We start from the raw sequence: 13080 nt of genomic DNA, 5'->3' as shown, positions 1-13080 counted from the left end.
ACTATGAAAGCAACATTTATGAATTTAAAATCGCTGGCCTGTGCGCTGGCCGTTTCCTTTTTTTTAGCGAGCTGTGAAAAAGAGGTGGATTCCGTAGCACCTGACAGCGCTCTGCAGGCAAGTGGAGAACAGGCAGCCAAGAGTGCAACCTCGCAGGCAGATCAGGAGTTCGACAGAGAAATGCAGCAGGTGATCAATTCCATGATGCAGCAGATGAACCAGATGGAAATGACCTGTGACCCAGACATTGATTTTTCCAACATGATGATCATGCACCATGAAATGGGCATCAGGATGGCTGACATTGAGCTAGCGTACGGGCATGAGCCGAGAGGGCTGGAGCTGGCAGCGCAGACAAAGGAAGCAAACCAGGCAAGTAAGGAAAGGCTGCAGGCATTTTTAGCCTCTCACCCTACACCTGAACCACTTTCGAAAGAGGACTGTAAGCTGTTCATGATGGAAATGAAAAAAGACATGCAAAGGATGATGCAGTGCATGCGGCAAGTGCGGGACACACCGGATCCGGATATCGATTTTGCCAACCTCATGATATGCCACCACCAAGGAGCCCTTGCCATGTCAAACACAGAGCTGAAGTGGGGAGACGATGCACCCGCCCTAGAGGAGGCTGAGCTGATCATTGAAGAGCAGGCACAGGAAGTCATCGAGTTGTCTGAGTTTATCAATGCGCACGGAGTACCGACCAAGAAAGGTGAGAGTTTATAAGTACTGATATAAGTTGTTTTGTTTTTGTGTTTGACGTGACAGGGCTGTGCTTCACAGCCCTGTCACGTTTTGTACCAAGGCCATACCAGCCAGGTGTAGGCGTGTTGGTATAGGAAGTAACTCTTAGGCTGTGGACCGACGACCTCCTCTAAGGCCTCAGGTACAATGTTAAGTAACCTACAGTATGATGACAGACGTCACCTTAAGTTTTGAGCCTCCCTTCATAAAGGCACAGGAAACAGTTAGTTTCTACTTACGCCTGTCAGCCAGGAGGCCAGCAGCATCCCCCTGGCGCTGGAGGAGGTATATACCAATGACGTTCATCTGATCATCGTGTCAGAGCACCTTTCTTTCTTTGCCCATGAGCACCCGCAGAAAAAGGGGGAAAGTTATACCGTGGGCTTCTCCTTCCCTTTCCGAGGTAGGTTCTTCCTCTACAGCGACATCAAGCCTCTGAACGGCTCACCGATAGTCATTCATAAAGCACTAGAAGTGGCAGGGGTGCCCAGCCCCCGCAGCGTTACCCGCGCGAGGTTCTAAGCGCCAGCCAAGAAGGGGTAAGCGTACGCCTGGCGGCAAGCCTGCCGAATGCCAACAAGGCTCATATAATACCAAAACGGTGCTGCGGTGCCTGCTTCGTCGCTTGGCGACTATATGGGAGCCAAGGCGCATGTGGTCATAATTCCGCTGGAGAGCAAAGCGCACCTGCATGTTCACCCAAAGGTGCACCAGGATGAACTGGTCTTGCATACATCGTTTGGCTCCAAGGATACTGACAGGATGTGGATTCGGCTGCTTCTTGGTTGCAAGCTGTACACTTTTGATTTTGTCCTGTTTTAGAGAAGCTGGCAGCAACGGGGCCCCATCATTGAGAAGAAGCTCTCGTATTGGTGACTGACACCCGCTTCACACCCTTTGTAAAAGAATATTTACACACACACTAAAAGGAACAATGGCAGATAAAACTAAAGTTGAAGAAGAAACATTGGGAGGTTACGTGGTGACATTGCCTGCCTCCATACCGCCCCTTCGTCAGGGTTCGAAGAAATGGCTAAAAAGCACACCACAGCATGCGCGCTGATGGGGCACTGCATAGAGAGCGGGTATGGGATGGTTCGCAAGGACGGAAGCATGACGCTGCTGGACCCAAAGGCAACACCGTATATCGTGGGGGCGCTCATGCAGACTTCCACGGAAACAGGGGTGTGGCTCTGCGTGGAGCGGCGACAGCAGGGCGATAAAATAGAAACGGTTTCTGCCTTGGAGATTGTGGGTGTTCAGGGCACCTGACACAGCTGTCGCACTATGAACTACTCGCGTGCAGAAGTACCCTTTTTTCACTCCCTTTAGCTTGTTTGAAGGCTGTGGCAAGTACTGCGTTAAGTGCAAGAAAGGAGGTCCGACAGCTAAAGTCTGACATGCTACTTGCCTTCCTGTACTTTGTACCCCAGTTCCAGCTTAACTAAATAACAGGTTCTTGTGCCAGTAGGAAAGGGTTCGGCACTGACAAAGAGGAGCCTTACCCGCTCGGCCAGTACTTCCCATTCACCTTCTGCTGTTTACTGATCTGTCCGAAACATTTCCTGCGAAAGCAGACTTTGCGCCTCTCCTCCAGCAACTCGATACAGGGAACCCTACTTGGACAGTTGGTGCTTACGTTCGTCATGGGTTATGCCGCTGCGACCCATGTTGCCACGGTGTACCTCTCGTATTGATCATGGGTTGTGCCGGTGGATTTCTGTTGCCTTTCAGCACATGCTGTGACGTAAAAGCCAGCATGAAGGCCCAAGTATTTGTGGTGCCTGAAGTGGCCTTAGACTCATCTTACATTTAATCAGAGTTAGTAGGTTATTTGATTTACAACTACAAAAGTGACTAAAGCGCCTAAAATGAGGTAAAGCGCCCATCTGAGCCACTTCTGGTGGCTTTGCCGGGGCGGCTGCTCATCTCCTGTTTTACAGCATTCTTTCATGTTTATTTACGTTACAGCTTCCCCTACGAACCGTCTCACTTGCTGCGCAAACTTGCAGTAGAGCAGGTGTGGTTTCGGGGGCTTGACTCGGTTGCATGTACAGCCCCAGAAGATAGAGCAGCTTTTGCTACCTATGCGGGGTGGTCGCGTGCTCACCTGAATTTAACACCACAAAAAGGCCGCAAGAAGCAGAGGAAAGCTAACACAGCCTTATCCATGCAGATAAAGTAGCAGGCAGCACGCCTAAGTTGCGCTACTTTATCTGCCTTCTCAGCAGCTGCGCGTTGACGGCAACTACGACGGTACTCAGGCTCATCAGCGCGGCCCCGACGGCCGGGGAGATCATGATGCCCTGGTTATACAGTACGCCTGCCGCCAGCGGAAGTGCTATGATGTTGTAACCCGTGGCCCAAATCAGGTTCTGAATCATCTTTCGGTAGGTGGCTTTCCCGAAGAGGATGAGGGAGGCGATGTCCTGCGGGTTGCTGTTGACCAGGATAATGTCGGCTGTCTCTGCCGCCACGTCCGTTCCAGAGCCTACGGCGATGCCCACATCAGCCTGGGCCAGGGCAGGGGCGTCGTTCACGCCGTCGCCTGTCATGGCCACGAACTCTCCCTGCTGCTGCAGCTCCTTTACTTTTTCCTGCTTCTGGTGCGGCAGTACGTTTGCCAGGTAGCCGTCCATGCCCAGCTTGTCGCTCACGCTTTTAGCCACGCGCTCGTTGTCGCCGGTCAGCAGCAGGTTCTTGATGCCGTTTTCCTTCAGTACCCGGATGGCGCCGGCAGACTCAGGGCGTATCTGGTCGCGCAGCGTGATGTAACCTGCCACCTGCCCATCTACCAGCACATACACCACTGTCTCCACACCCTCCTCCGCCTGGCTTTGGGGCACCTGCACGTTAAACTCTTTGATGTAGTTCGGACCAACCACCTTCACGTCATGGTTCTCTACGGTGCCCTCCAGCCCTTTGCCGGGGAGGTAGTGAAAGCTTTCGGAGGCAGGAACCACAATGCCTTCTGCCTTTGCTTTTTTGAGGATACCCTGCGCGATATAGTGCTCCGAGTGCTGCTCCACACCGGCTGCCAGTCTCAGCAACTCCCGTTCATCTACAGTCTGCCCAAACACCACGACCTGCGCGACGGCATGGGAGCCCTGGGTCAGGGTGCCGGTCTTGTCGAAGATGATGGTGGTGATATTGCGGGAGTTCTCGAAAGCGGTCCGGTTGCGAATGAGCAGGCCGTTTTTAGCCGACACGGCCGTGGAGATGGCCACCACCAGCGGAATGGCCAGGCCAAGGGCGTGCGGGCAGGAGATGACCATCACCGTCACCATGCGTTCCAGGGCGAAGTCCAGTTCGGCTCCGGCCAGCAGCCAGGCGGCAAAAGTGCCGAAGCCGGCCGTCAGGGCGAGGTAGGCCAGCCATTTGGCTGCCTTGTCGGCGAGACGCTGCGTCTCGGATTTCGTTTTCTGCGCCTCCTGCACCAGGTTGATGACCTTGTTCAGGTAGCTGTCCTTGCCAGTGCTCTCCACGCGCACCTGCAGCGAGCCGTTGCCGTTGATGGAGCCGCCGATCACCTGATCGTCTTTCACCTTCTGCACAGGCTTGCTCTCCCCGGTCAGCATGCTCTCGTTCAGGTAGCTTTCCCCCTGCACCACTGTGCCATCGGCAGGCACCTTCTCACCGGGTTTCACCAGGATAACGTCTCCCTGCCGGAGTTCCTCTACCTTCACCGTTACCGTCTGCCCGTCCCGTATCACCTGTGCCTCGTCAGGCATCATGCTCACCAGCAGTTCGAGCGCCTTGGAGGCACCCAGCACTGACTTCATCTCTATCCAGTGCCCCAGCAGCATCACCACGATCAGCGTGGCCAGCTCCCAGAAGAAATCCATCCCTTCCAGGCCGAACGTGACAGCCGTGCTGTAGAGGTAGGCTACTGAAATGGCTACTCCGATCAAGGTCATCATGCCCGGGGAGCCTTTCTTCACCTCCTCGGTCAGTCCTGTGAGGAAAGGCCATCCGCCATAGAAAAAGATAATGCTGGAAAGGACGAAGGCGATGTACATGCTGTAGGGCACATCAAGCGCGTAGCCGAGGATTTGCTGCACCATGGGGCTTAGCACTATCACCGGCACTGACAGCACAAGCGAAATCCAAAACCTTTTCCTAAAGTCCTCGATCATCATGCGGTGGTGATCATGCCCACCGTGCCCCACATGCTCCCCGTGAGGGGGAGGAGTTCCTTCCCCATGTGGCATGGCTTTCCTGTGGGCATGGAGTGTTTTCTCCTCCAATTGCTCCTCTGTTTGGCTCAGTGCTTTCTCGGCCTGCTTTTTAGCAGAATAGTGGTGGTGGCCGTGTTCGTGTTCGTGATCGTGATCGTGCTTCATAAGTGTCTGTAGCTTCAACGCAAGTGATTCGTTCCTAGTTTTAGCGCCATCTCGGGTGTCACCGAGTCGACGCACAGTCCACGCATGTCCACCAGCACCCCCTTGATTCCTTTGTCAGAGGAAACAGCATATACAGCTGAACTATTACTGGGACTACCGTCACGTTTAAACTGGTGGACCTCATCGACCTCGAACTCCCCCGCCCCTAGCTCCAGTTGTAGCCGTAGGCACTCTAGGCAATATGGACGTAAACCAAAGTCGACCGTGTAACCCCTTTTCTTTAGATCATCAAGTGCCTCGGTTAGGGTGTTATAGTTGTACCTGCTCATATCTTTTTACGTAGGTTTGTTTCAGTGTGACCGTTACAGTAGGTAAAAACCAGATGAAAAAGGCGCAGCTATGGGGTCTGAGCCTTTCCACTTGGAGGTGGTCTGTCTCCTGGCACTTACCTATGGACCGACTCCCCCCATGTGGGCAGCACGCTTTTTAGGCGCCACACGCTCTAAAGCAGGAGTGTCCGCTTCCTGCGCATTTGATTCTGCCTTTGTGACCTTATCATGCTTCTTTCCTCCAAGTGCCTGTAAGGTCCTTCCATGACTAGAAGCACCGCTAAACGGGTATTCTTCATCATGCGATAAGAGTTTGAATACGTTGAGCGTACAGTTTTCAGCAGGAGTCTTTCTTGACACCTGACTGCACCCACACTAAGTAAAATAAACCTGCTTGCACAATCTATTCGAATAACTATGCCAATCAGGTATCGCGCTACACCCAACGACATAGTTACAATACTTTACTCGGACTAAAGCAGTTTTATAGATTTGTGGAGCAGAATTACATATCTGTTGGCTCTAGAAACTAGTGCAGGTTGTCAATGGTTTGTCGGTCTGTACCGCCCTGTGTTCTGTACTTATTGGGTGTTGTGCCGGTAATTTCTCTAAACTGGCTCGACAGGTGCTGCAGGCTCTTGTAGCCTACTTTGGTTGCAACGGTGCTAAGCGGAAGCTCTCCATAGGTTAGCAGCTCTTTGACACGCTCAATTTTCTGTAGTACAATGTACCTGCTCAGGGTTATTCCCTCCGACGTTTTAAAGGCAGTGCTAATCGTAGAGTAGTCCCTGCCCAGCTCCTCTGCTAGATACGTGGACAGGTTCGTAGCAAGGGTAGCTATTTTTTCGGAATAAATCACGTCAATGACTGCCACCTTGGTGCTTTCCACAAGCTCCTCCCACTTATCGTGGAGCAGCTCAAATCCTTTGCTGTTCATTATCGATTCTACAGCGGCTACGTCTAGTTCGTCATTGTCACTGATAATAGCCACGCCCAGTTCCACCTCCAGTACATGCAGACCGAGTCTTTCCAATTCCTCGCGCACCACCATGATGCAGCGGGGGCATACCATATTTTTGATGCGAAGCACCTTCTGATGCTGACTCTCTTTACTCATATTCACAAACAATGCGTGGAACAAGGCAGCTCGCTCCACAGATGTACAAACTTTTTAGCCCGCTTTGTGCCTCCAGCTGGAAATGTAGTGCAGACATATAGGCATAGCAGGACGACCGCATCCATGCTGGAAGAGCAAAGTCCTTCCAGCATGGATGCGGCACAGGTACAGTTTGTGCATCAAATTATAAGAGAGTGCAGGAAAATCCTGATATCAGGTATCGTAGAAAAAGGGGCATCGGGGGGAGCGTGCGATACCGCAGAAACCGGGCTCTTGTACAAAAAGCTCAGTACTGCCTTGCACAAGCTGCCTACAATGGGAAAATGTGCCTTTACAAGAAACGATAGCTCTGTGGAGTCGAAGGCTTTGACAAAAGGAGCATATTCCTGCTCTGCACAGCAAGCTGTATCCGCCGTTAACGGAGCAGGGAGCTCGTGCTCGTAGGGTAGCTGACTGCTGTGGTGACTGTGGGTAGAACGAGGTGTCTCACGCCCAGGCGTGTGGCTATGGCTATGGCTATGACGCTCTGCAGCCCCGTGGTGATCTACCGGAGTGGAAACTCTGGATTCAAGCCGTTGCACCAGGTGAGGAAGGTTACAGGACAGCTGGACAAGGTACAGGTTTACGAAGGCTGTTAGGAAAAACAGCCCCGTCAAACGTACCTTCTTGTGATGCCTGGGTTTTCTCATGAAGCAAAACAGTGTCAATCTGCTAACAGTTATTTGGCCTATAAGCTGGTAAATATATAAAAAGAATTACAAAAGGTCTGCTTTTTTGTTCACCCGAACACAAGACGCTGCTGGTGGGCAATGCCAGGCTGCTGGATAAATTCAACGTACCGTTTGACCCGAGCCTCAAGGTGATCGTCGAGACGATTGTGATCGTGGCCGTGGATGGCGCCTACGCTGGCTACGTCACCATCGCCGATAAGACGAAAGAGGATGCCCCGCTTGCCATTAGGCGGATGCGGGAGCTGGGCGTGAAACGGCTGGTGATGCTCTCCGGGGATAAGGACTCTATTGTGCAGAAAGTGGCAAGTGAGCTGAAGCTCGACGGGGCGCAGGGTGGCCTGTTGCCGCAGGACAAGGTGAGCCAGGTGGAGAAACTGAAAGCCGAGGGCAGGACGGTCGCTTTTGTAGGTGACGGTATCAACGATGCGCCTGTGATCACGCTGGCCGACGTGGGCATGGCCATGGGCGGACTGGGATCCGACGCAGCCATCGAGACGGCGGATGTGGTGATACAGAATGATAACCCGGTCAGGATCGCTACGGCCATCAGCATTGGGAAAAAGACAAAGCAGGTTGTCTGGCAGAACATCGCCCTGGCCTTCGGGGTAAAGGCCATCGTGCTGCTGCTTGGTGCCGGCGGCCTTGCTTCCATGTGGGAGGCCGTTTTTGCCGACGTGGGGGTGGCCTTCCTGGCTGTTCTGAATGCGGTGCGTATCCAGCGGATGAAGTTTGACTAAACCGGCAGCGACCACAGCAGTTAGGACCTGCTCTACATTGATCTTACCGGTGCGTGTTAAAGTCATCGATACAAGTTTTAATGTCCTTTATAAAACACAAGCAGATGGATGTACTCAAATCGTTAAGCATCTTTTTCCTGGCCGGGTTGTGCGAGATTGGGGGCGGTTATCTGGTTTGGCTGTGGCTGAAGGAGGACAGGCCCCTATGGTACGGCTTGTTGGGAGCCTTCATACTTGTATTATACGGAGTGGTGGCCACCTGGCAGACGGCAAGCTTTGGTCGGGTGTACGCCACGTACGGCGGCATTTTCATCTTCATGTCGCTACTCTGGGCGTGGAAGGTGGACGGTTTCAAGCCAGACAGGTACGACATCATCGGGGCCGTGGTCGCGCTGGTGGGTGTTTTCATTATTATCTACATGCCGCGGAAGTAGCGCCTTGTAAGCCAGTAGCTTGGTACCCTTACGCATGGTAACCCCCCCCCACAGCAGCTTGTGCTGCTGTGGGGGGGGGTTAAAACTGTAACAGCCTGCATGCGTAGCTATAGTTCTCAGCCCCACTAAACGATTAGACTATGAACAAAGCAGTAGCCAGCGTCAACGCTATCGGAGTGAAAGGAGGCGCCTTATGAGTCCTTGGATATGGGCCTTGGTGCTTGTTGCCGCCGTATGGGCCGCGCACTGGGGAGCCGAGCATTTGGCAAAGCCGCTGAAGAAGCTGCGGAAGCAGTGGGGCTTCTCGGTGGCTGCCGGCGGGGCCTTGGTGGGCCTGGCGGCGGCCAGTCCTGAGATTGGCATCAATGTCGCTAGTGCCGTCACGGGCGTGGCCGACATCGGCCTAGGCACCATGTTCGGCTCCAACGTGATCGCCATCCCCTTTATGGTCATCACGGCCTACGTCGCCACCCGGCACCTTAAGAAGGAGAACGAGGATAAAGGACATGAGCAGCACGTGAAGGAACACTTGCTAAAGGTGAATCCCACTGCCGTTACCGTGCAGGCACTTCCATACCTTGTGATCATAGCCATCGTGGCCATTTTCACCGTGCCCAAGCAATGGCGAGGACTGCAGCCTGTAGACGGCTGGATTACGCTGGGTATATACTTGGTTTACCTGGCGCAGGCTCTGCTACGCGGTAAAGAGGAAGGTGAGCAGGTGGAGTGGCAGCGAAAGGAAATTTATCTTGCCGTGGCGGGCCTCGCGGCGCTGGCGCTGGGGGCTATTTTTACAGTCCGTGCCACAGAAAACATTGTCTCTGCACTTGGTATGTCGAAAATTGTGGGCGGGCTGTTCATCACGGCTCCCATGGCGGCGCTGCCCGAGGTTTTTGCCACCTGGAGCGTGGCCAAATCCGGGCAAATCACCTCGGGGGTTACAAGTGTTATCGGGGATCATGCTGTCACGCTGACCGTTGCCTTCCTTCCCTTGGCACTGGTGACAGTACCGGTGCAGAACTTTCCGCTCTTCATCACCATTTTAAGCTTTGTCGGCCTGGTAGGCATGTTGTACGCGGCCTTTATACATTGGGGAGGCCCCGGAAAGGAGCATGGCTTCAGAAGATGGCAGGTCTTCGCGTTTGGCGGCCTGTTGCTCGTTTATGTGGGCGTCGTGCTGATCGGGGTGCTGAACATCTTCAGCGGCGGTTCAACTGGAAACTAAATCGAAGGAGCGATGGAGTTCAAGGCTTATACAGAAGGAAGGCTTAACTGTTACCTGGGGGTGATGCGTCCGGCTCCGCTGGCTGCAGGCGCAGCGCCAGAAGGCAGCGGAGGCAACCCAGAGGGCACCCGTAACAGGCTGAGAGAGTATGTAAATTGGGCTGCAGTCCTTTCAGAGGGGAAAAGCCTGTGGGTGATGGTAAGGGAGACCCCGGAAAGTGCCAAGGAATTCCGTACCCTAGCGCCTGTTCGCGTCGCCTGGAAGTATGATGTTGTTGCAAACGACACGGAAGGCGTGGGAGTTGACAAAGGTTTTGTGCCGGTAGAAGCTCCATACAGCGCATTGCACAGCGACCAAGGCTCGGCAAGCTTGCTTTTCCGAGTCCCTGACCTTCGACTTCTCCTGCAATTGACCGAGGACGCACTGGGGGACGTCGGTTCACATGTCACGGTCCTGGCCTTGCAGCAGGAAGATGAAGCGCTTGTCGATAAGCTCAAGGGAAACCATGCGCCACAGCTGACAGGTTTGCTTCAGGGCGAAGACCTGCTCGTAAACGTGGTAGTTGGGAAAGAGCAGGGTTACTATGACACTTTCCTGCTGAAGTCTCAAGAAAGCATGGAAGAAGCCCTGTTTCGCCTTACCTCCTGACAAAGGTTTCTATACCCGACTAACCCGATAAGCCTATGAGTGAGTTTCTATTAGTTTTGCTGTACGCTGCGATGCCTGCCTTGGGGAATTTTCTAGGGGAATTCTCTTTTTCTTCCCTTTTGTCATTCTATATCAGGTGTCGGTGATGTACAGGGCAGTGTTTACCACGGGAGAAGGGTGCTTACTCTGAGCAGGACAACGAGGCAATCGGGCCACGTGATACCAAACGCCTGTTTGAATAAGTCTTTATATATGTTGCATAACTCAAAGCTTACGCATCTTATACTGTCTACCCAAGTTACCAGGTAACCAAGGAGCGCGGGGCTTGCCTTGCTGCGGGTAGGGAAAGCCCTCTGTTTGACCAGCTGAAGCATGAAGATGAGCCATCTGAGGGCGCGCGCACGGGAGGCTCTCCGGCAAATTAGCATCATTTGGCGGAGTGCTGGACGGTGGGGAGCGAAGCTTGCGGGGGGCTACTGCTTAGGCTTATCCGTTCACCTTGTAGCTTAGCTCCTTGTTTACAGCATCCGAGTCCTGGTCATAGGTGTAGGTGTGTACGTCGATCACCTCCCCGTTCCGGCTCACCGTTATCTTCAAAGCCATCGCGGCGGGTGCGTCGGCAACAGGGGAGAAGCCCACAGTGGTGCTGATGTCCAGCTCACCCGCGGCCTCGTAAGAATGGCTGCCACCCTCTAGGTCCTCATGATAGAGTACGGTCGGCATGGGCTCGCCGGTGTCGGTATCCTCGAAATCACCGCCGCTTATTCGGACGATTTTCGTGAACTTCTCATGCTCGCCCGTTTGCTGCAGGTCCACACGGAAGGTAGCCGTTTCAGGCAGCGGATCACCGTGCTGGGAGTCTTTGCAACCGGTAAGCACCAAGACAAATAATAAAAGGCAGGGGAGACTGTAGCGTGTTTTCATGTTTCAGGGGTTATCGCTTGAACGAAGTAATGTTGGTAATCAGGATGCTATGTGTTTCCTGTGTTTCCATCACCTCCTGGCCGTAAAAACAGGTTTCGGGGGCGACAGGGACGGGTGAAGCATGTCGTTGAAGTCCTTCATGCCACGGGCTTTGTGCACGTGGAGGCCCGAGCGTACGCCTGATTCCCGCTCAAAGGCACTTAGGCTTAGCTTGGGTACGGGTAGCTCAAAGAGGCGGCCGCTCACATTAAAGAGCAGGCTGTCGGACTGCTTCTTAAAAGAGGTTTCCCTGCCGGAGATGGCAGAGGCCAGCACGATGTCATACACCCGGCCCTGATAATCGTTGTCAAACAGCGTGTGCTTGGCCGCCAGTGGCCACTGCTCCAGCGCCAGCTTGACCTGTTGGCGGGAAATACCGCCGCCGAACGATATAAACACGGAGGAGGCCAGGTCTATTTCCTTGCGCTTGAGTTGGTAGAAGCTCATGATGTCAATCGGGTTCTCCCCAAAGTAGACGTTGCGGGTGCGCGCCGGCGCGCCGGCAAAGTCAGCTATCCAGGAACCACTCCGGCGGTCCGAGGCGGCGGCTACGCTCTTAAACCCGTAGTTCCTTAGGTCATAGCCCACCACCTCAGTGCTGCCCGCCTTGGTGAGCGGGAAAGCGATATTGGCATAGGACTTATCAGGTGCCTTTGCCGTGTCCTTCACAAGGCGAAGGAAGGGAAGGAATTTCTCCACAGTCTCAGGTGAAAGCCCGCGCGCTTTGGTCAGGTAGTGGAGTCTTTCCAGGGTTACCGGCTGGGGTGCATAGCGGCTCGCTGTGAAAGCCTTCGGTGGGGGAGGGGCGAAGGATGGTTTAACAGGCTGCGGCTCATGGGCAAGACGCGCGAGCACTTTGTTGATGCCTTCCGCCTGGGATTGGTATACTTCGTTGAACCTGGGGAGCCTGTTGGCTACAAAGTCAATCACGGAGCCCCGGTCTACGCTGCCGTCCCGGTTGAAGTACAGCTGCCGGGCGCAGTCATGGGGATTGCTGATGATCACCGTGTCGCCGTCCGGGTGCTTGTATTCCAACCGGCGCTTGCCCTTCTGCAGGTTCACCTCGTAGCCGAGCGATTCCGCCACCTGGGTGATGGGCACTTTCTCCCGAAATTCTCTGAAGGTAGTCATAGCTTACATAGTTTCAACGCTTAGGGCCGGGCGGCTTCACATCGCCCTCCGAGCGGCTGATTCCCTGCTGCGGTGTTTCCGCCCTGGCAGTGAAGCCCCTTGGCTGGGTCAGGTCCACGCGGGCCCGAATGATTTGGTTTGTATCTTTCGACTCCAACCCCACCACCTTGCCCTGGCGCAGCTGCTCCTTCTGGTCGGCGGAGAGCACCACGTCCTTGATGGCGTTGGGTACTAGGAAGTCGCGCACCCTGGCCCGGACAATCTCGTTTGTCTCGGGGTCCAGTTGAAAGAAGTGCTTCTCCGTCTCGCCGTTTCTGGCGGTGTGGTCGCGGAGCAGAAGTTTGCCCCGCTGGAGCTGCTCTATTTCCTTTTCAGTGGCACCGATGTCGTTTCGGACATGCGCCCGCACCGGATGCACCTGCAGCGAAAGCGAGTTGTCGGGGTTTCGGAAAAGCGAAAGCTTGACATCGGCCTCGAACCGCTGGCCGCCGCCAAGCTCCACGTTGAGCGTCATCAGTCCTGTGCGGTTACCGGATAGCATGCTGGCCAAGTCCTCCGGCTTCATGTCCAGAACCTCTTTCTTGCTTAGCCCCAGCTTCTCAAACTGGGCATACGGTAAATCCTTGATGTCGAAGTTCATATTTAGTCCTATAACGTATAATACGTATAAAAATATAA

At 54.0% G+C, this 13080-nt stretch carries 12 protein-coding genes and 1 pseudogene; 8 read left to right on the top strand and 5 right to left on the bottom strand.

The window, feature by feature from the left end:
* From ACFQ2O_RS14765 to ACFQ2O_RS14750, 4 genes are all read left to right on the top strand, one after another.
* On the top strand, positions 1–726 hold a 726-nt coding region (locus tag ACFQ2O_RS14765; RefSeq protein ID WP_377529072.1), incomplete at its 5' end, for a DUF305 domain-containing protein.
* 333 nt (positions 727–1059) lie between these two features.
* Positions 1060–1266 (top strand): hypothetical protein, encoded by a 207-nt coding sequence (locus ACFQ2O_RS14760; RefSeq protein WP_377529069.1) that lies wholly within the window; start codon positions 1060–1062, stop codon positions 1264–1266.
* An 87-nt stretch (positions 1267–1353) separates the two neighbouring features.
* Positions 1354–1566 carry a hypothetical protein gene (locus ACFQ2O_RS14755; protein WP_377529065.1) on the top strand — a complete coding sequence of 71 codons (213 nt, stop codon included), beginning with the start codon at positions 1354–1356 and terminating at the stop codon, positions 1564–1566.
* A gap of 240 nt (positions 1567–1806) precedes the next feature.
* Positions 1807–2016, top strand: a complete 210-nt coding sequence (locus tag ACFQ2O_RS14750; protein WP_377529060.1) for a hypothetical protein — start codon at positions 1807–1809, stop codon at positions 2014–2016.
* 935 nt (positions 2017–2951) lie between these two features.
* On the opposite strand, the gene ACFQ2O_RS14745 is transcribed toward ACFQ2O_RS14750, so the two are convergent.
* Together ACFQ2O_RS14745 and ACFQ2O_RS14740 are read right to left on the bottom strand one after the other, a co-directional pair.
* Positions 2952–5087 carry a copper-translocating P-type ATPase gene (locus tag ACFQ2O_RS14745; protein WP_377529057.1) on the bottom strand — a complete coding sequence of 712 codons (2136 nt, stop codon included), beginning with the start codon at positions 5085–5087 and terminating at the stop codon, positions 2952–2954.
* A gap of 858 nt (positions 5088–5945) precedes the next feature.
* A complete protein-coding gene (locus ACFQ2O_RS14740) occupies positions 5946–6533 on the bottom strand; it encodes a helix-turn-helix domain-containing protein (RefSeq protein WP_377529055.1) in 588 nt (195 codons plus the stop codon).
* A 787-nt stretch (positions 6534–7320) separates the two neighbouring features.
* On the opposite strand from ACFQ2O_RS14740, the pseudogene ACFQ2O_RS14735 reads away from it, so the two are divergent.
* From ACFQ2O_RS14735 to ACFQ2O_RS14720, 4 genes and pseudogenes are all read left to right on the top strand, one after another.
* A pseudogene (locus tag ACFQ2O_RS14735) lies at positions 7321–8001 on the top strand (HAD-IC family P-type ATPase); the annotation flags it as partial.
* A gap of 53 nt (positions 8002–8054) precedes the next feature.
* Entirely contained in the window at positions 8055–8435 is a 381-nt protein-coding gene (locus ACFQ2O_RS14730) for a YnfA family protein (protein WP_377529052.1), read from the top strand.
* 193 nt (positions 8436–8628) lie between these two features.
* Positions 8629–9660, top strand: a complete 1032-nt coding sequence (locus tag ACFQ2O_RS14725) for a sodium:calcium antiporter (protein WP_377529049.1) — start codon at positions 8629–8631, stop codon at positions 9658–9660.
* A 12-nt stretch (positions 9661–9672) separates the two neighbouring features.
* A complete protein-coding gene (locus ACFQ2O_RS14720; protein ID WP_377529046.1) occupies positions 9673–10308 on the top strand; it encodes a hypothetical protein in 636 nt (211 codons plus the stop codon).
* Positions 10309–10794: 486 nt separating this feature from the next.
* Here the strand turns inward: ACFQ2O_RS14720 and ACFQ2O_RS14715 are convergent, their stop codons facing one another.
* The 3 genes from ACFQ2O_RS14715 to ACFQ2O_RS14705 form a co-directional block, all read right to left on the bottom strand.
* Positions 10795–11232 (bottom strand): beta-barrel fold lipoprotein, encoded by a 438-nt coding sequence (locus ACFQ2O_RS14715; RefSeq protein WP_377529043.1) that lies wholly within the window; start codon positions 11230–11232, stop codon positions 10795–10797.
* Between the two features lie 69 nt (positions 11233–11301).
* Positions 11302–12402 (bottom strand): DUF3991 domain-containing protein, encoded by a 1101-nt coding sequence (locus ACFQ2O_RS14710; RefSeq protein ID WP_377529040.1) that lies wholly within the window; start codon positions 12400–12402, stop codon positions 11302–11304.
* 13 nt (positions 12403–12415) lie between these two features.
* A partial coding sequence (locus ACFQ2O_RS14705; RefSeq protein ID WP_377529037.1) for a DUF4099 domain-containing protein occupies positions 12416–13080 on the bottom strand: 665 nt, incomplete at its 5' end.

The organism is Pontibacter rugosus (assembly GCF_042678745.1).
Taxonomy (GTDB): Bacteria; Bacteroidota; Bacteroidia; order Cytophagales; family Hymenobacteraceae; genus Pontibacter; species Pontibacter rugosus.
Note: the sequence above shows the minus strand (reverse complement) of the source record. Positions and strands in the feature narration are given on the sequence as shown.